The 18937-nt window shown below is 60.4% G+C and carries 15 protein-coding genes; 10 read left to right on the top strand and 5 right to left on the bottom strand.

Going from position 1 to position 18937, the window contains the following annotated elements:
- Positions 1 to 3 precede the first annotated feature (3 nt).
- Together Q0955_RS08245 and Q0955_RS08240 are read right to left on the bottom strand one after the other, a co-directional pair.
- Positions 4 to 1896, bottom strand: coding sequence for an ABC transporter substrate-binding protein (locus tag Q0955_RS08245; RefSeq protein WP_299422891.1), 1893 nt, complete (start codon positions 1894 to 1896; stop codon positions 4 to 6).
- Positions 1889 to 3667, bottom strand: a complete 1779-nt coding sequence (locus tag Q0955_RS08240) for an ABC transporter ATP-binding protein (RefSeq protein ID WP_299422889.1) — start codon at positions 3665 to 3667, stop codon at positions 1889 to 1891. Before Q0955_RS08240 ends, Q0955_RS08245 begins: the two co-directional genes overlap by 8 nt.
- Before the next feature lie 317 nt (positions 3668 to 3984).
- On the opposite strand from Q0955_RS08240, the gene Q0955_RS08235 reads away from it, so the two are divergent.
- From Q0955_RS08235 to Q0955_RS08190, 10 genes are all read left to right on the top strand, one after another.
- Positions 3985 to 5211 carry an aminotransferase class I/II-fold pyridoxal phosphate-dependent enzyme gene (locus Q0955_RS08235; RefSeq protein WP_299422886.1) on the top strand — a complete coding sequence of 409 codons (1227 nt, stop codon included), beginning with the start codon at positions 3985 to 3987 and terminating at the stop codon, positions 5209 to 5211.
- 4 nt (positions 5212 to 5215) lie between these two features.
- On the top strand, positions 5216 to 5872 hold the full coding sequence (locus Q0955_RS08230) for a DUF4833 domain-containing protein (protein WP_299422884.1): 657 nt from the start codon (positions 5216 to 5218) through the stop codon (positions 5870 to 5872).
- Positions 5869 to 6981, top strand: coding sequence for an inositol-3-phosphate synthase (locus Q0955_RS08225; RefSeq protein WP_299422882.1), 1113 nt, complete (start codon positions 5869 to 5871; stop codon positions 6979 to 6981). The genes Q0955_RS08230 and Q0955_RS08225 overlap by 4 nt, the downstream gene beginning before the upstream one ends.
- Positions 6981 to 7778: an SDR family oxidoreductase gene (locus tag Q0955_RS08220; RefSeq protein ID WP_299422880.1), complete on the top strand. Its 798-nt coding sequence runs from the start codon at positions 6981 to 6983 to the stop codon at positions 7776 to 7778. The genes Q0955_RS08225 and Q0955_RS08220 overlap by 1 nt, the downstream gene beginning before the upstream one ends.
- The gene (locus tag Q0955_RS08215) at positions 7775 to 8644 is read left to right on the top strand and encodes a phosphatidate cytidylyltransferase (RefSeq protein ID WP_299422877.1); all 870 of its coding nucleotides are present in this window, start codon (positions 7775 to 7777) and stop codon (positions 8642 to 8644) included. The genes Q0955_RS08220 and Q0955_RS08215 overlap by 4 nt, the downstream gene beginning before the upstream one ends.
- Positions 8645 to 8684: 40 nt before the next feature.
- Positions 8685 to 9833 (top strand): LptF/LptG family permease, encoded by a 1149-nt coding sequence (locus tag Q0955_RS08210; RefSeq protein WP_299422875.1) that lies wholly within the window; start codon positions 8685 to 8687, stop codon positions 9831 to 9833.
- On the top strand, positions 9830 to 10978 hold the full coding sequence (locus Q0955_RS08205) for an LptF/LptG family permease (RefSeq protein WP_299422872.1): 1149 nt from the start codon (positions 9830 to 9832) through the stop codon (positions 10976 to 10978). Before Q0955_RS08210 ends, Q0955_RS08205 begins: the two co-directional genes overlap by 4 nt.
- The gene (locus tag Q0955_RS08200) at positions 10975 to 12093 is read left to right on the top strand and encodes a glycosyltransferase family 4 protein (RefSeq protein ID WP_299422870.1); all 1119 of its coding nucleotides are present in this window, start codon (positions 10975 to 10977) and stop codon (positions 12091 to 12093) included. The genes Q0955_RS08205 and Q0955_RS08200 overlap by 4 nt, the downstream gene beginning before the upstream one ends.
- Positions 12094 to 12200: 107 nt before the next feature.
- On the top strand, positions 12201 to 13727 hold the full coding sequence (locus Q0955_RS08195; RefSeq protein WP_299422867.1) for an FGGY family carbohydrate kinase: 1527 nt from the start codon (positions 12201 to 12203) through the stop codon (positions 13725 to 13727).
- 11 nt (positions 13728 to 13738) lie between these two features.
- The gene (locus Q0955_RS08190; RefSeq protein WP_299422864.1) at positions 13739 to 14350 is read left to right on the top strand and encodes a CDP-alcohol phosphatidyltransferase family protein; all 612 of its coding nucleotides are present in this window, start codon (positions 13739 to 13741) and stop codon (positions 14348 to 14350) included.
- Here Q0955_RS08190 and Q0955_RS08185 read toward each other — a convergent pair.
- From Q0955_RS08185 to Q0955_RS08175, 3 genes are all read right to left on the bottom strand, one after another.
- On the bottom strand, positions 14326 to 15108 hold the full coding sequence (locus tag Q0955_RS08185; protein ID WP_299422862.1) for a hypothetical protein: 783 nt from the start codon (positions 15106 to 15108) through the stop codon (positions 14326 to 14328). The two genes, Q0955_RS08190 and Q0955_RS08185, sit on opposite strands and share 25 nt — an antisense overlap.
- Positions 15109 to 15112: 4 nt before the next feature.
- Positions 15113 to 16819 carry a cyclic peptide export ABC transporter gene (locus Q0955_RS08180; protein ID WP_299422859.1) on the bottom strand — a complete coding sequence of 569 codons (1707 nt, stop codon included), beginning with the start codon at positions 16817 to 16819 and terminating at the stop codon, positions 15113 to 15115.
- A gap of 138 nt (positions 16820 to 16957) precedes the next feature.
- Complete coding sequence (locus Q0955_RS08175; RefSeq protein ID WP_299423218.1) at positions 16958 to 18901, bottom strand: HAMP domain-containing sensor histidine kinase; 1944 nt, start codon at positions 18899 to 18901, stop codon at positions 16958 to 16960.
- Positions 18902 to 18937: the final 36 nt, after the last annotated feature.

Genomic DNA, 18937 nt, shown 5'->3' with positions numbered 1-18937 from the left:
CTCCTATTCCGCGAAGAAAAATTCATCAGGGCGGTGCACCCCGAAATGTGCGCCCGGTGACCAGGCCCATATGGCTTTTTCCGGCACGTTGCGCAGGCTGTTGCTGACCACCACCGGCTGCGGTGCGCCGTTCACAATGCCAATCGCAAAAACATTGTCGGCGTGGATATCGACCATCTTCTGCCAGATCAAACCGCGATCCACCGAGGAGTACGCCTTGGTCCACTGATGCGCCAAATCGTTCAACTCAATCGCGGCTGGCAGGTCTGGTGGCTCACCAACCGCGCCGTGGTTTTGGTGATATTGCCCCCATTTGGGCCAAGACTGAAACGCCTGATCCCACGGTGCCAGATAAGACGGAGAGGTATAAGGTTGCGGCAAGCCATTGTCCCAACCAAACCAGGTAGAGGCCATGGTTTCACCGGCATAAACCCGGTTGCGCAGAATATCGCGTTCCAACGGCCGCATGATCAGCTTCACGCCAATCTCGGCCCAGTTGTCGGTGATGATCTGCAGTGCGTTTTCCACTTCCTGCCGTTCACCAGCCGTCTCAATCACCATCCACGCTGGACGCCCATCCGGCAACAGGCGGAAGCCGTCTTTGTCGCGCTTGTCCAAGCCCATTTCATCCAGCAGCGCATTGGCCATTTCCAGATCACGGATTGCCCAAGCGTCGCGGTTCTTCTCTTTGAAGAAGGGGCTCACCGGCAGAACCGTCATGCCGCCGGGCTTGGCCAAGCCAAAATACAGGCCTTTGTTGATGGTTTTGCGGTTGATTGCCAGCGACAGCGCCCGGCGGAAGCGCACATCGCGCATGACTTCACGCCAGCCATCATCATTGTAGTTCAGGTTGGGGTAAATCGCGATCTGGCTGGCGGTGCCATTGCCCCACAGCTTGGTTTTGTAACCGCCGGATGCTTCGCCTTTCTTCAGGATCGCCGCATCTTTGAAGTCCAGTCCCCGTGCCTGGAGATCCACCTCACCGGCGTTGGCTTTCGCCGCCACAAGTCCCGGAGCCACCACCTGCATTTCGATCACATCAACGTAAGGCAATTGCACACCGTTGGTGTCGACCCGGTGATAGTAGGGGTTGCGCACAAACAGGAACCGGCTCTTGCCGTCTTTGGTTGCCATCATCCAGGGCTGCAAGGTGGGCAGATCCGGATTGTCGAACTTATACATGTTGTCTTGGCGGTTGTGCAGCGCCGCCCAACTGCGCACCCGCGCCTCATACAGCCGCTCGCGCAGTTCTTCTTCGTCAGTAAAATCCGCGTGATACGGCTTCAGATAATGCGCCGGGCGATAGATGAAGGGGGGCCGCGCCTCCGCCAACATCTGCAAAAACTGCGGGTTGGGTTTGCTCCATTCATAAATGACTGTGAGCTCATCCGGGAAGCTGACCTTCGGCAACTCGCCTTCGACGCGCAGGAAATCCACTGGGCCAGACGGCGACAGCAATTCGTTGTTGGCCACGTTTTCCCAGAAGTAACGGAAGTCCTCAGAGGTAAAAGGGTGCCCGTCGGACCATTTATGGCCAGGACGCAGGTGCAGAGTGAACTTCTTGTCGTCTTCGTTCTCAAAGCTTTTGAGAATATCCGCGACCAGCTCGTAACGCTCGTTGAACCCCACCAAACGCCCATAACCGTAGACCACCATCTGACGCACGTCTTTGGAGCGGGTCACCATGGTGCGCAACGTGCCACCTTGTTGCCCAAGCTCGCGATTGCGCAGTTTGAGGTCCACAACCTTGGGCGCGTCCGGCACCCGTTCCGCCACCGGTGGCAGGCTGCCTGCGTCCACATCGGATTGCCAGAAACTGCTCTCCTGATACTCCGCCTGCGCGGCGCTCAGGCCCAAGACGGCAAAGGCCGCGGCAAGGATCGGGGTTCTAAACATGGAAACGTACCTTATGTCCGGGGTCGGTCTCGGTCAGCGGAGGGGCATCCGCGCCGACAAATCTGAATTCTTCGGGCCAAGACGACGGTGAACCCGCCCCCTGAGCCACAATTTTGAGGTCAATAGGCCGGGAGATGTCCGGCTCTGGCTGCGCCGCGATCAGCGCTTTGGTGTAGGGATGCTTTGGATTGTAAAACAGCTGCTCCGGCGGACCTTGTTCGACGACAAGACCAGAGCGCATCACCGCCACCTCATCCGCAATCCGCGCCACCACCGCGAGGTCGTGACTGATAAACAGATAGCTCAGGTTCAACCTATCACGAATGTCTTCCAAAAGCTGCAACACCTGTTCCTGCACCGAGACATCCAACGCCGAGGTCGGCTCGTCACACACAAGCAAGATCGGGTTCAACATCAACGCGCGCGCAATCGACAGACGCTGACGTTGACCGCCAGAGAACGCATGTGGATAGCGGGTGAGCATGTTTTCGTTCAGCCCAACCCATTTGAGGATTTCCACCGCACGATCAATCCGGTCACTTGGGGAACCAATGCCGTGAATTTCCAATGGTTCACACAGCGCGTCTTTCACCCGCATGCGCGGATTGAGCGTGCTGTAAGGATCCTGAAACACCATCTGCGCTTTGCGCTGGAATTTCAGCCGGGCATCGCCGTCCAAATCCTGAAGGTTCACCGGCTCGGACCCGGCGGTCTCCCGAAACAGGATCGACGCGCCCGCATCCGCCCGCTCCGCGCCCAGCGCCATACGGGCACAGGTGGTTTTACCAGAGCCCGACTCGCCCACCACGGCCAGCGTCTTGCCGCGCTCCACGCCAAAGTCGACACCGCGCACGGCGTTGACCACCGTTTTGGGTTTCCACGGCGCGCTGCCTTTCAGGATGTAGGTCTTGTTGACGTCGCGCATTTCCAAAATGTAATCGCGGTCTGCCTCGTCTGGGCGGTCGGCTGGCGTGGCCGGAATTTCTGGGGCCGCCGCCATCAGGTCTTTGGTGTAGGGGTGCTGAGGGTCGCCAAGGATCAACTCGGCAGGACCACTTTCCATCACCCGCCCGCGGTTCATCACCACCACGTCATCGGCCATATTGGCGACCACGCCGAGGTCATGGGTCACCAAAACCACCGCCATGCCGTACTCGGCCTGTAGGTCTTTGATCAGCCCCAGCACCTGTGCCTGCGTGGTCACATCCAGCGCCGTTGTGGGCTCATCCGCGATCAGGATATCCGGCCGACCGACCATCGCCATGGCAATCATCGCCCGCTGGCGCATCCCGCCGGACAATTCAAACGGATAGCTTCCGTAGACCCGCGCCGGATCGACAAAGCCCACCCGTTCAAACATCGCCAGCACGCGCTTTTTACGCTCAGCTGCGTCAAAATCCCGGTGCAGCTTCAGCGCTTCAGACACCTGATTGCCAATCCGGTGCAACGGCGACAAAGAGCGCATCGGCTCCTGAAAAATCATCGAAACCCGATTGCCGCGAATGTCCTGCATCTTCTTTTCGCTGAGCGCCATCAGGTCGATTGGATGCCCGCCTTCGCGATCGCACAGCACAATCGAGCCTGATCGCATCTGTGCCGCCGCCGGTAGAATCCGCAGCGCAGAGCGGCAACTCAACGTCTTGCCAGACCCACTCTCCCCGACAAGCGCCAGCGTCTTTCCGGCCTCAACCGTAAAGCTGACATCCTCGACCACGGGAGCATCAGTCCCAAAGCCAATACTCAGGTTTTTAACCGTCAGAAGTGCCGTCACACCAAGTTCCCTCGCCACGCTCTCGTTATTATCCACCACGTGGCGGAGCGTCTTACGTTAACTCAACATGATTATCCCTGTCGGAGCAAGCATCTAGACCCTACCCTTGACCGATCCGCCGCAGAATTATGCATAAAGCCAAGATACCCGCGTGCTTCATGGGGGTGTCAGGCAATCGTTTCTTGCATTGTTCTGGACCCAATGCCACTAAACGGTCATATTAAACCAAGAGCATATATCAACCCGCGTGTTCTTTGGATCCATTTTTAGAACCAGACCCTTTGGCAATTGGCGCAGCTGCGGCTGCGGAGACATAGATGACAACACCAAGTTCCAGCTTCCTCGCCTTTGCCGAACGTCGCTTTCGCCTCAGCGGACGTGCCTTGATCGAAAACGGTCACCCGTATTTCGTACCAACCGATGCGCTGGAAGCCCGATCCGACCAATGGCCGGATGGCTACCTCTCGATGTCTCACTACGACTATCTGGGCCTGATGCATCATCCCAAAACCGTTGAAGCCGCCAAAGATGCGTTGGACACGCAAGGCACCGGCGTGGGTGCGTCCCGCCTTGTCGGCGGCGAACGGCTTGCCCACCGCGCGCTGGAAGAAGACATGGCGGATTTCCTGGGGGTGGGCGGCGTGCTCTCCGTGATCTCCGGCTATCTCACCAATGTCTCCGTTATCGGCCTGCTGCTTGGCCCGCGCGATCTGGTGCTGGTGGACGAGCTGTCCCACAACTCGATTGTGGTTGGAGCCCGCGGCGTGAAAGCCCGCATGGAAACCTACGCCCACAACGATCTCGACGATCTCGAGCGCCTGTTGCACAAACACCGCGCTGACTATGGCCGTGTGCTGATCTGCACTGACGGGCTGTTTTCCATGGATGGCGACATCACCGATCTACCGCGCCTTCTGGACATGAAAGACGCCTACGACGCCTGGCTGCTTCTGGACGAGGCCCATTCTTACGGCGTGCTGGGCGCAACTGGTCGCGGCCTGTGTGAACACTTTGGCGAAGACCCCAAACGCGTCGAAATTGCCATTGGCACCCTGTCCAAGAGCTTTGCTTCCTCCGGCGGCTTTATCGCCGCCAATACCGACGTGATCGAATGGATGCGCTTCTGCCTACCGGGGTTTGTCTATTCGGTTGGCCTGCCCCCCGCAACAACCGCCAGCGCCCACGCGGCCCTACGCCTGCTGCGTGACGAGCCTGAACGTGTCACCAAACTGCGCGCCAACTCGCAATATTTCATGCAAAAAGCAGCTGCGGCCGGATTGAACACCGGCACCGCCATTGGCGAGGCTGTGGTGCCAATCCTGTTTGAAACCCCGGACGACTGTGTGTTTGTCGCCGAAGCATTGATGCAACAAGGCATCTATGCCCCCCCGGTGGTGCATGTTGGCATCCCCAAGGACATGCCGCGCATCCGCTTCTTCATTTCCGCGGCTCACTCTGAAGCCGACATTGATCGGGTGATTGCTGCCGTGGCGACGGCACTGATCACAGCCACAGCGACCCGACAACGTCTCAGCGCGGAATAGCGGCATGACCGGGAACGCCATCACGACCATGCCGCGCCCTTGCCGGTGCCTCAACGGAGTCTGGGCCTTCGCCATCTTGACCCTTGTGTGTTTTTGCCTGACCACCGCTGCCACATCGGCAAAACCCTCCCTCACGCCGCTGTCACTCACGGAAACACCACACCTGCCACATGTGAACCCGAAGTTCCGCCATCCAGCCGATCTGCATCAACTGTTTTTCTTGCAACGCACGATCAATGCCAACACCGTGGTCTACACCGCGCATTTTGACGCCGCTGGCAATCTGGACACCGAAACACCTGTTGCGGTCTATTGGCGCCGCTTTCAGGACCAAGGGCAGGTGATGCCGCTGCGCTGGTATGAACGTGCCTTTGGCTTTGGTGTGAGGTTGCGCACAACCGACACCCCCAATGCCCTGCGCCTGACGTTCAACGGATTAAAGTCCCACCCGTTGGAACTGCGTCAGACCGCGCCCTTTACCGCAGCATTTTTTGCCAGGATCAACAACCGCGACTACCGCTTGATCTATGCCTATCTGGACGTGGACGAGAGTGGCCTCTTTCCAAAGGTCACGCGCCTGCGCCTCTATACAAATGACCCCCTAACAGGTCTTTATGTCACTCATACCATTGCCGTTTCCGGCGGAGCTTATACCGAATGACCCACGCCTCTGTTCCTTCCCCCATCCGCACTGTCATCGTTGGCGTCGGCAATTGCGCAAGCTCGCTGATTCAGGGCGTCTCCTACTGCCGCGCTTTGGGGGAGGAGGCGGTTGGAGTCAGCTTTCCGGAGTTGGCAGGCTTCACACCCGGCGATGTCGAATTGGTGGCCGGATTTGACGTCGACAGCCGCAAAGTGGGCAAGACGTTGGGCGAAGCGGCCTTTGCCGCGCCCAACTGTACCGAGCAGTTCCACACCGACTTGGCGGACCAATCCGCCCCCGTGTTACGCGGCCCTGATCTGGATGGGGTGGCCGCGCATATGCTGGCCAATCCGGCAGACCGCAGCTTCCGCCTGTCTGATGAGCCCGCTCTGACCAAAGATCAAATTGTCGCCACGCTAAAAGAGCTTAACGCTGAGGTGATGATCATTTTCCTGCCGGTTGGCTCACAGCAAGCTGTGGAATTTTACGTCGAATGCGCACTCGCAGCAGGTGTGGCGGTGGTCAACGGCATCCCAGTGTTCATTGCTTCACATCCGGTCTGGGCGGAGAAATTCCGCGCGGCAGGTGTGCCGATTTTGGGCGATGATTTCAAAGCACAGATGGGCGCGACCATCCTGCACCGCACCCTGGCCAATCTGGCGGAAATGCGCGGCGTGGAGATTGACCGCACCTATCAGCTCAACGTGGGTGGCAACACCGACTTCCTCAACATGAGCGAAAATGCGCGCCTGACCAACAAGCGCGAAAGCAAGACCGAGGCGGTGCAATCCGCCATGGAGCAGCGTCTCGATGAGAATGACATTCGCATCGGCCCGTCCGATTATGTGCCGTGGCTGAAGGACCGCAAAGTGGCTTATGTGCGTCTAGAGGGCCGCCTGTTTGGCGGCGCGCGCACCAACATCGAAGTGCGTCTGGACGTAGAAGATAGTCCCAACGCCGCCGCCGAAGCGTTGGTGGCCATCCGCTTGGCGCGCATCGCAAAGGATCGCGGTTTGGCTGGGCCAATTTCTGAAGCCTCCGCATTCCTTTTCAAGCACCCGCCAGAGCAGATTGAAGACACCGACGCGCACGACGTTGTGCTGCGGTTTGTCAACGAAGGTGCCTGATGCCCGCCGCCTTCATAACCGGCGGGTCCAGCGGCATTGGCTTTGCCGCCGCTTGGGAGCTGGCGATCAAAGGCTACAGCCTTGCGCTGTTTGCACGGGACGCATCCAAACTATTGGCCGCCCGCGACGCGCTGCTGGAGGCGGCCCCGGACATCGAGGTTGAGGTCTATGCCGTCGACGTGGCCAACCGCGTGAGCTTTGTCGAAGCATTGAAAGCTGCAGTGCGCAAAATTGGCCCGCCGGACATGGCCATTGCCAGCGCGGGCATCGCCGAGCCGGGCCTGTTCCGCGAGCAAAATTTTGAACAACATCAGCGTCATATGGACGTGAACTATTTTGGCACCCTCACCTTCATCGAGACCCTGCGCGGCCCGATGGCGGCGGCGGGCGGCGGGCGCTTTGGCCTGATCGCCTCCGGCGCGGCCTTCTTTGGCATCTACGGCTATGGTGCCTACGCACCCTCCAAATTTGCCCTGCGCGGATTGGCGGAAATTCTGCATCTGGAATTGGAAAACACCAACATCTCGGTGACGTTGATCTACCCGCCAGATACCGACACACCCCAGCTAGAGGCGGAAAAACGCACCAAGCCCAGCGCCACGCAAGAAATCACCGAAGGTGGCGGTTTGTGGCAGCCAGTGGATGTGGCCGGTCGTCTGATCAAAGGCATGGAGATGGGCAAACCGGTGGTCACACCGGGCCCGCAAATGCGCGCGCTCAATAGCCTCAGCAGTTTGATTTCGCCCATCCTGCGCTGGCACCAGCGGCGGATCATCCGCAAACACGAGGCCAAATGACCGCCCTCACGTTAGCCCAAGTCACCACCGCCATTGTCGCCATCTACGCCTTTGGCTTTGGCATCATCGCCGTGCTGGCGCTGATCCCCGCCCGCCGCAAAGACGCGATGGAGTTTGGCAAAACCCTCGGCACAGCCGTCGCCTTGATTGCAGTGCTGACGGCGCTGTTTTGGCTAGGAGACACCGCGCTATTGATCGCCCTGCCCGCAATCGTGGCGCGCATCAGCTACGAAGTTGTCTTTGTCCGCATGCCCTCAAAACAAACCGCCCTCCTGATCGGCCTCGCAGCTGGCGCATTGGCCTTTGCAGCCATGATGCACGAACTGGGCGGCTTGGCTGTGTTGGGCCTGTTCTTCATCGCCCTCGCCCGGCTGATCATTGGACGGCGCAAAGCCATCGCGTCCACGCTGATCTTCCCAATCCTACCCGCCTGCTTACTGGCCTCGGGCACCGTCGACCCGACCCTCGGCCCATTCCTGCTCGCCGCCTACCTGATGGTGGAAATCTTCGACAGCTTTGCGCTGTTCTTCGGCGCCATGTGGGGCCGCACCAAGGCCTTCCCCACCCTCAGCCCCAACAAAACCGTCGAAGGCCTGCTCGGTGGCGGCTTGGCCCTGTTGACCCTCTCACTAATCACCGCCGCAGCTCTCGGCCTGCCGCTCTTGCCCACCGCCCTCACCGCGCTGCTGGTCGGTGTCCTCGCCGTGGTTGGCGACCTCGCCGCCTCGCGCCACAAACGCATCGCAGGTGTGAAAGACTACCCGCAAGTTCTGCCCCGTCAGGGCGGCCTGCTGGACAGTCTCGACAGCTGGATCGCCGCCGGCGCCGGCATCACCGCGCTACACACAATCGCCCAACTGTGGTGAGCCCCTTGCCAGCCCCCGCCTTGGCAGAGACACTCACCCCATGAGCCAACACCGCCCCCACACACGCAAATTTGCGCTGCCGATGCCCCGGCTGCCGATTGTGCGCGTGTTGGGCAAGCCGTTGATCTTGCGCCTGTTGCTGCTGCTTCTGGTGATCGAGGCCATATTCCTCGCCGAAAGCTTCACCACCCTGATGGAGCACGCCCTGCGCTACGACGGCACCGCCCGCGACGTGCTGCATCTGCTCAGCTTCAAAACCCCCGAAATCCTCGACCTCGCCCTCGCCATCAGCCTGCTGATCGCCACCTATTTTGCCACCCAAGACGCCCGCACTCGCGGCGAACTGGTGATCCTCGCCACCGCTGGCATCCATTGGGGCCGCGTGATTGCCTTTGTGCTGTTGCTCGGCACCTTCGGCGGGCTGCTCAGCTTCTTCAACGCCGGGCTTGTGCTGCCGATGGCCAAATTTGGCGAACGTCTTGCCCTGGCAGAGCTGCAAAAAGACCAAGTGCTGTCGCGCATCAACACCAACAGCGACCACACCACCCTGCAAACCATCCGCGACACCACTTTCATCGCCACGCCACCACAGGACGCGGCCCAATCTCGCGGCCAGCTGTTTGTGTTTCAGCCAAACCAAAACGGCAACTGGCGGGTCGCGCAGTCGCAGGACTGGCAGGTTACCGACCCGGCCCCGGCCGACACCCACACGATCACACTGCACTCGCTCTCCGTGCTCGAAGCGCCCTATCCAAATGAGCAACCCAAACCGCTCAACCGGTTCAAAACAGCCCAAGCCAGCTTTGCCTTCCAAATGGCAGACGCCCTACCCGCGCCCGACACCACCCGCACCGCCGCTGAACAACTGCTGGATTTGAACGCCAACGAACCCGCCCAGCTCACCCGCCTTATGACCCGCGCGCTGATGGTGCCGATGGCGGGGCTGCTGGCACTGGCCGCCTTGCTGATCGGAGGCGCGGGTCCTTGGCGTCATGCCGCCCTGCCCTTGGCCGCGCTTCTGATGATGTCCGCTGACGTAGCCAGCCGGGCGCTGCTGGCGGAGTGGTCCGCCATCGTCTCGACACCAGCCCTCCTGCTGCTTGCACTCACCTTCTACCTCGGCCCGCCCCTTGCCTACCTGCTCTGGCGCGGCGAGGCGCTGATGACCCCGCAACGAGGCCGCACATGAGCTGGCGGCAGCACACAGGTATTGCGGTGCGCGCCATGGTGCGCGGTGATCTCGCCGCCATTGGCTTCATGATGTTTATCCTGCTGGTCGTGGCCCTAACCATCGATCTGGCCAAATGGCTCGACACCGTGCGCGCTCGCGCCGAGGCCACGGACACCCCCCTTTGGCAAGTGCTCTTTCCCTACCTCACATACCGCAGCGCCGACATCGTGACTCGCCTGCTGACAATGGCCTGCGTTGCGGGCGGCTTTGTTGTGACCTTGTTGCGCCATCAACGGCTCGATGATGTGGTGCTGGCCGCCGCCGGTGCCAGCCCCAGCCTGCGCCTGACCGCCCTGCTGATCTCTGGCCTGCTGTTGGGCACCGTGCAAATGGCCGGTGAAAACTGGCTGCGCCCCGCTGCGGTGGAAGCCCAAGTCGCGGCCAATCTCGGCGATTATGGCAATCGCTATCACAACACCGATGTGGGCACGCAGTGGATGCTCACCGACACCCGCGCCCTGCGCGCCACTGTCACCCGCGGTCCCGAAGCCCATCTCAGCAACCTGATGCTGTTTGGCGGCATCGATCAGCCAGCGCTCACCCACATTCTACACGCAGACACCGCCACCCCGCGCGGCTTGTTAAATGTCTGGACCCTCAAAGAAGTGACCATCTGGAACACCACCAAAAAGTCACCCGAGATAGAACCCAAACTCGACCTCGCGCTGAATATCTCCGCCGAAAAGCTGCGCTGGTATGGCATTGATGGCTACTACCTGCCCAATGACGTCGCCCGCATCATTGCCGCCACCGACAGGTCTGAGGCCACTCCCACGGCCACAGACGCCGCCACCGCTCTCGCCGTGCGCCGGGTTGCGATCTTTCTGCCCGGCATCTTTGTCTTCTTGGGCGTGAGCCTTGCCAGCCTCGGCACCCAAGGCCGCCGTTTGTCGCCGTTCAAACTGCTGGCACTTGCCACGGTGGGCTACCTCGCCGTGGTGTCTGTGAAAGTCTTCTGGGCGCTTGGCATCCATGGCGTCTTGTCCCCCATGATGACCGCAACACTGCCCGCACTCTTTGCGCTTTGCCTCGCCGCTCTCCTGCAACTGTATCAAGCTGGTTTTCTACCGCGCCCACGCCGCAGCACACGGAGCCTGCCATGAAGATTGTGCAGCTAACCCCCTACGCCATGGATCGCCCCGGCGGGGTGCAGAGCAACATCCGCGACCTCGCCGCTTGGTGCCGCACCCAAGGCCATGAGGTGCGCATCGTCGCCCCGCCGGGTAACTCCGCGCACAGGGAAGAAGGCCTGATGACGATTGGAACTGCTCGCCCGTGGTCGATCCACGGCACCAGCTTTGAGGTCAGCCGCGCCACGCGAGGAGAGATTAAAGCCGCCGTTTCAGAGCTGCGTGAATGGGGCGCGGAAGTCATCCACATGCACACACCCTGGACCCCGCTTTTGCCGTGGCAGATGTGGCGCGCGCTCAAATTGCCTAGCATCGCCACTTTCCACGCCACCCTGCCGGAAGGCGCGGGCTTTGACCCAATGTCAGCTGCTCTGCGCCGCGTGGGTCATTACTTCAACCGCCGGATCAGCCGCGTGGTCGTGCCCTCGATGGCACCCTATCGCCAATGGGAGGCTGCCGGAGCCAACCCCGTTCCGGCGATCTTGCCGCCGACCATTGACCTGTCCGCGTGGCGCGCCGCAGGTGAGGCTGCAATCCCATCCAAAACCTTACGCGTGGCCTACATGGGCCGCTTGGAAGCCCGCAAAGGTGTGTCTGTTCTGCTCGACGCGTGGCACGCTGTCGCCGCAGCCGTCCCCAACGCCGAATTGACCATCGCAGGCACAGGCGAAGAAGAACCGGCCCTGCGCACCCAAGCCGCCAATCTGTCCCGTGTGACTTTCCAACCGCCGCCTAGTGATGCCGAGGCGCGCGCCCTCATTGCCTCTGCTGATGTCTTTGCCGCCCCCGCCCTACATGGCGAGAGCTTTGGCCTTGTGCTGATCGAAGCCATGGCGGCGGGTACCCTGCCGGTTGCCGCCGCCAACGACGGCTTTGCCACCGTGATGACGGGCGCAGGTTCGAACCTGTTGGTGCCGCCCGGAGACGCCGCCGCATTGGCGCAGACGCTCATCAATCTGGCCAGTGACCCCGCCAAACGCGCTCAATTGACCAAATGGGCCACCAAACACGCCATGGACTTTGACGTCGCCACCGTTGGCCCCGAATACGTGAAATTATACGCACAGGCCTTGGCCGCTCCCACCTAAAGCCTTCCGACCCTTGCCAAACTTGCCAGCCTCATGTCACACCGGTTTCAGGACTTTTGCCTGTGAAAGGCGCTATTTTATGACGACTGTAATTTGAGGTGCGCCGCGTGACACAAGGCGATTTGGTCATATCAGCCGATTTTGGCACCTCCGGCGTGAAGGTCGGCGTGGTGGACAGCAGCCTCACCGTTCTGGCCCGCGTGACCGAAAGCTATCCTCTTGTTCTGAAAACCGGCGGCATTGCCGAACAATCCCCCGAGGATTGGTGGGGCGCACTGGCCCACGCGCTGGCCACTCTGCGCCAGGAGGTGCCAGACTTGTCCAAACGCACCGCCGCGCTGGTGTTTTCGTCTCAGCTCTGTGGCGTGATCTGCGCTGACGCCAATGGCACCCCCTTGCGCCCTTGCCTAACGTGGCTCGACAAACGCGCAGCCCCTCTGGGCCAAAAGCTCACCGGCGGCTTTCCGGAGGTGCATGGCTACAACCTCCCGCGCCTTTTGAAATGGCTGCGTCTGGCCAATGGCGCGCCCGCCAAAAACGGCATGGATCCAACGGCCAAGATGCTCTGGGTGATGCAGCAGGAACCGGAGATCTACGCCAAGACCCGCTGGATGGTGGATGTGAAAGACTGGCTGGTACACCGCGCCACCGGCGAGATGACCACCAGCCCCGAAAGCGCCAATCTCAGCTGGGTGATGGACAGCCGCGAAGGCCGCGAAGGCTGGTCCGACACGCTCTGCGCCCTCACCGGTATCGAGCGCGCCAAACTAGCGCCCATCACCCAGGCCGACACCATCGTAGGCACCCTCACGCCCCAAGCCGCCGCAGAGCTGGGTTTGGACGCCACTGTCAAAGTCCTCGGCGGCACCTCGGATGTCATGGCGTCCGCTTTGGGCTCTGGCGAAGTTGCCGACGGCGCGCTGCACATCTCCGTCGCCACCTCCGCCTGGATCGCCGGATTCTTCCCCAACCGCCGCCTGTCGGTGGCCCATTCCTACGCCACCATCACCTCCGGCCTGAACCACCGCCCGCTGCTGATCGCCAGTCAGGAAAACGCCGGCTCTGCGCTTGATTGGGTCTGCCAACTGACCGGCAACGGCGCCAAAGACAGCCGCTTTGCCGACATCGGCACCCCGCAGCACGATGACCCGTTCTTCCTGCCATGGCTCGCGGGCGAACGGGTGCCGGTGGACAACTCCGCCCTGCGCGGCACGTTCCATGGCCTCAGCCTGCACCACGACAAAAATGCCCTGCGTCGTGCCGCCATAGAGGGCGTTGCGCTCAACCTCCGCTGGGCCATGTCCAAAGTCGCCCGCGAGAAAGGCGCTCAAACCTCCGGTCCTCTCTCCATTGTCGGCGGCGTGGCGTCTGATCCGGTCTTTGCCCAAACGCTGGCCGATGCGCTCAACCGCGACATCCGCGTCTGCTCTGCGCGCCACGCCGGGATGCTCGGCACCGCCACGCTGGCTGCGCCACTTATGGGCTGGGCCGACAGCGTGTGCGACGCCGCCGCCAAGCTCAAAACCCGCACCTCCGCCAGCTACACACCCAACCCAACACGCACGGCCCAACTCGCCGCCCGCGCCGAACAACTCGCCAAGATCCGCCGCCTCGCGATCCGCAGCTACACCTGAAGGACACCGCCATGATTGATGGCCTGATGAAATCCACCATCGACCCGCTGTGGGAGGCCATGGCTACCCCTCTGGTCAAAGCCCGCCTGACACCCAATCAGGTCACCTTCATTGGTCTGGTGCTGATTATCCTCGTGTCGCTGGCCTACCTTTGGCACCAATCTCCCGCGCTTTATGGCGCAACCCTGATCGTGGCCTTTGTGTTTGACGCGCTGGACGGGGCGGTCGCCCGCCGCCGCAACATGTCCACCAAAGCCGGCGGCTATTTTGACGCCATGGTGGACCGCTACCAGGAACTCGCCGTGCTCGCCACGCTGGCGCATATGCACGACGCCTGGCCCCTCGCGCTGGCCTGTTTCTCCGGCTCGGTCATCACCTCCTACGCCAAGGCCCGAACCGCCATCGAAATGCCCGTGTCCAACACCGATTGGCCCGACTTCTTTGAGCGGATGGAGCGCGTGATCTACCTCTGCGCCATGCTGCTGCTCGCAGGCGTGCTCGGCGACACCGCCATCCTCTGGGGCCTCACCGGGTTTGCCATCCTCGCCCATGTCACCGCGCTACAACGCGCCCGCCGCGCCACACAGATGCTGCGCGCTCAGGACGCCTCCAACGGCGAGTAACCCACACGGCTGAGCTTCCACACACGCCACATATCCGGTGCGTAGCTCATCATGTAAAACAGGAACGAGCTCAGCAGGAAAAGCTCGGTGCTGACATAGGCCCAATAGACCTCATAGCGCAGCGCCTCCGGTGCGTATCCCTTGCCCAGGAACAGGCACAGATACGTCACGCCAAGCAAAATCGGCACCCAGACAAACCGCCGCCGCCAGCCCGCAAACCGCGGCGACCAGATACGCCCAGCCACCTGACCTTCCGCGCCCAAACCCGCATAGGCCCGCGACAGGATTTCCCCCGCAACCACCACAAAGGCTTGCGAGAAGAAAAACAGATAGCTGCCCGCCATATGCTGATCTCGGAAATCCGGAAACCGGTACTGACTTAGGATCACCAAGCCAACCGAGGCCATGGCTTGCAACAGTACCAAAATCCAAGTCACCGTTGTGATCTTCAGCGTTGCTTGGCCGCTGGCCCGCGCCTCCCGCCATGTCGACAAAATCAAACAAGCCACCCCGACAAACAACAGCGGCGCACATAGCAAATGCCAGTTGGCAAACGGCTCGCCAATGCGCGGGTCGGCAATCGACTCACTGATCGTGGATGGGCGCTCCGCCGCCTTCTCCGGGTAAAACCCCGCAAATTTCCAGCGCGCCGAATACATCTGGATATTCACCACCACGGTCACAAAGCTTGTGGTGATCAGCGCCACCAACATCGCCAGACCCGTGGACCGGCTTGGCGCCAATTGTGATAAAGTCATAAATTTAAACCTCTTTGCGGCGCGGCATACGCTCATCTGACACGATGCGCCCCGCGTCCATTTTGATCAAGCGATCACATTTCCCAAATTGGTGATCATCATGTGTCACCGCCAAGACAAGCCGCCCGGATGCTGACAATTCCGGCATCAACACGTCATAAAAAAACGCCCGATTGGCCGGATCCTGATCGGCGGCAAACTCATCCAGCACAATGATCGGCCGCTGCTCTGCCAACGCCACGGCCAGCGCCAAACGGCGGCTTTGCCCGGCCGACAGGGCGGTGTTGGAGAATTTGTCGCCCAAAAGCTGCACCCGCTGCTCCAGCCCCAGCTGCGCAATCCGCGCTTCTAATTCCACAAGCTCAGACTCGGTCAGCCCATAGGCATGATCAAACAGGTGATACTGCGCAAACACCGCCGAAAACAGTTCGCGATAGCTGGCGGTTGTGCTGTCCGTCAGCGCCGCGCCATTGAGCCGGATCTCCCCCGCTTCCGGGTGCCGCATCCCGGTGATCAACGACAAGAGCGTGGTTTTGCCCGACCCGTTGCCCCCGCAAATGAACACCGTTTCTCCAGGGTGGAAGGTCAGATCAATAGGCCCCAGATGAAACGGCACCACGCCATCGCGTGCCTCGCCAACATTGGCCTCAACACCCCGCAGAGCGACTACTTCAAAGCTCTCCAGCAACTTCGGCTCTGCGGTCAGCGCCAAACTTTGCGCCTCGCTCAACTCCGCCTCAACACTTTTGATCTTATAAAAACTGTTCTCCGCGCGGCTCAATACTGGCAGCGTGTTGAACACCAACTCCGTGGGTCCGTTCACGAGGAAGATGATGGTCAGCACCTGAAACATCACAATCGCATCGCCGCCCTGCAACTGCGGCAGCACAATCACGACAAAGCACATCAAAAGCGCCACAGCGACCTGCCCGCCACCGGTGCTGGCTGCAAACAACCGCTCAGAGCGCATCTTGTGCGCCACTTGCGCTGCAATCACATCTTTGGTTTCCGCCTCCAGCGCCTCACGCCGGCTGGCTCTAAGCCGCAGCTCTTTCCAGCCGCCCAACATGTCACTCACACGGTCACAATAGGCGGCAAAACTGTCGGACGCCTTCAAAGCCCAAACTCGCGCCGGCCCATCCATCAGCGCAAAGCCAATCCCGCCAAGTGCAATGGCCGCCACCGCAGCGACACCGGCAATCCAGCTCACAAAAAACAGGTAGGGAATGGCGAACAGCAGCACAATCGCCGCGCCAATCGCCTCCACCAGATGGATCACCGCCTGCGCCAACTGGTTCACTTCCGCCGTCATCGCGCCATAGACTTTTCCGTGCCGTCCGGAGATCAGGAAATCGATGTTGGCCCGTAGTAGAAGCTCGGACAAGCGAAGGCGCATCTGCGCTTCGATGCGGGTGATCAATGTGAAGGCCCGCACCTTTTGCAGGTAGGCCGAGACAACCATGCCCGCCGCACAAAACAGCAGAAGCCAGACCGACCATCCCAGCCCCTCGGCATGACTGCGCGCGGTTTCGTTGATGGCAAAGATCATACCCGCGCGGCTCACACCAGAGATCAGCGTGAGGAAGACAATTGGATCCCGCAGGCCCAGCCCAGCGTCCAACAGAAACCGCGCCACCTCTGCCCGCTGCCGCAAAGCAGCGAACACACCCGGCTTACTTGCGCTGTCTGATATGTCTACGTCTGAGTTCATGTTAAAAAATCTGGCCTTCACGCCCCTGCGTTAACGGTTTTTGCCCGCAAAACCGCCACCTCCGCAATACAGTCGCGATACCGACACAATACCGACGTTGCAATTTTGGACCGGTTTTTGAGGCTTTCGCCCTGAGTCTCAGGCCGATGTTGCCGGGAACCACACCCGGAATTCAGTGCCTTGGCCAACCACGCTGTCCGCCTCAATTTCCCCGTCGTAGCGCTCCACCAGCTTGCGAGTAATCGACAAGCCCAAACCGGTGCCTTCGCCTTGTTTTGTTGTGAAAAACGGATCAAAAATCCGGGTCAACAACTCCGGCGCCATGCCCACACCGGTGTCTTTCACAAAGACCAGTACACCATTTTTTCCGTCCCGATCCGCATCCAACGCGCCCACGGTCAACGCCCCGCCATTCGGCATCGCGTGGATCGCATTGACCATCAGGTTGATCAGGATTTGTTGAAGCTCCGTGCGGTTGATCGAGATTGCCTTAATGCTTTCAAGCTCCAACGACAGCGCAATATGCCCTTTGCTCAACAAATGTTGCACCAGTGGCAGCGTGTCGGTGATGATGTCAGCGGGGCGATGCTCTTCGCTGCCTTCCGCGTATTCGTCCGGGCGCGTGAACTGCAAAAGCTTGTTCACAATCAGGAAAATCGAATGCGTCTGCTCATCAATCAGCCGCAATTCGGTCTTCACCAGGTCTGCATCGTCGCCCAATTGCACCCGCAAAACATCCAGATTGCCCTGAATCACCTGCACCGGATTGTTGATCTCATGTGCAATCCCGGCCGCGATCTCTCCCACGGCGGCCAATTTCTCAGACACCACCAACTGTTTCGAGGTCGCCTCAAGCCGCCGATTGGCCTCTTCCAAGTCCCGCGTCCGCGCCACTACACGCCGCGTAAGTTCCCGATCTCGCTCCTGAATTTGCTCCAGAAGGTTGTCCATCTGCGCAGCAACACGGCCAATTTCGCCGCCATCCTCAACCCGCGTGCGCGCGTTCAGGTCGCCCTCTTCAACACGCCCGATGGTGCGCAGCATCCGCTCCAGTGGCGCAAAAATCTGCCGCGCCCAACGCAAGAAAATTGGCACCGAAATCAATATGATAACCACAAAGGCAATGGCGAAAGTCAGGATGGTGGAGAACTTCGCATCACGAAACGGCTGATCCAGAAACCCCACGTACAGCATGCCAACACGATCACCGAAACTGTCAATGATCGGCTCATAGGCAGAGATGTACCAGTCGTTCACCACAAAGGCCCGGTCCAGCCACACCTCGCCACGTTCCAGCACAGCCTCATAGACCGCCGCCGACACCCGCGTGCCCAGGGCGCGCTCATCCTGAAACAGGCGCACATTGGTGGAAACCCTGACGTCTTCTAGGAAAAGTGTCGCCGTGCCCTGGCTGCCTTCGGTGAGACTCGCGGTCGGATAGACCAGATCGTTGATTGTATCGATGAAGGTCAAATTGCGGTTCAGCAACACGCCCCCAACCAGCGCCCCGCTGCGGCCGCTGCCTTCCACCGGTGTGGCGGCATGCACCACCATGCCCCGGGTTTCCTCGGTACGTTCCGTTGGCACAGCAGCCTGGGTAGGCACCAGATTGATGCGCGCTTTTTCCGCAAGATTGTCAGACACTTGCCCCAGATCGAACTCACTAAAAATATCAATCTGCGCCGAGCCTGTGCCGGCCAATGCCTGCGACACCACCGGCCATTTGGTGAGCCCCATGTCATCGACAAACCGTGGCGAGGACCACACCGCCCCGTCAGCGTTGATGTAGTAGAGAAAATCGAGTCCCATCTCGGACTTCTTGTTGTCCAGAAGCGTCAGAACCGCATTGCGATCTTGGGACACCACCCGATCCACAAACGCTGAACTCTCCGCCAGCGCTTGCATCCGCAGATCACTGTTTTCAAGCAGTTGGCTGAGGTATTGCTGCGCGATGGTCAGCTCGCCATTCACCTTTGCAATCAATAGGTTGTCGAAACGGGAAGACCAGTTCACCGCCGTCACAAGGAAGAACAGCGGCAGAACCACAAGGGTCGGCAACAGTGCGATGGCCAAGAGGCGCATCCGCACGGAGGCACCCCGGCGCTTTTTCGGCGCCTG

Source organism: uncultured Shimia sp. (assembly GCF_947493595.1).
In the GTDB taxonomy this organism is placed as follows: domain Bacteria; phylum Pseudomonadota; class Alphaproteobacteria; order Rhodobacterales; family Rhodobacteraceae; genus Shimia.
Note: the sequence above shows the minus strand (reverse complement) of the source record. Positions and strands in the feature narration are given on the sequence as shown.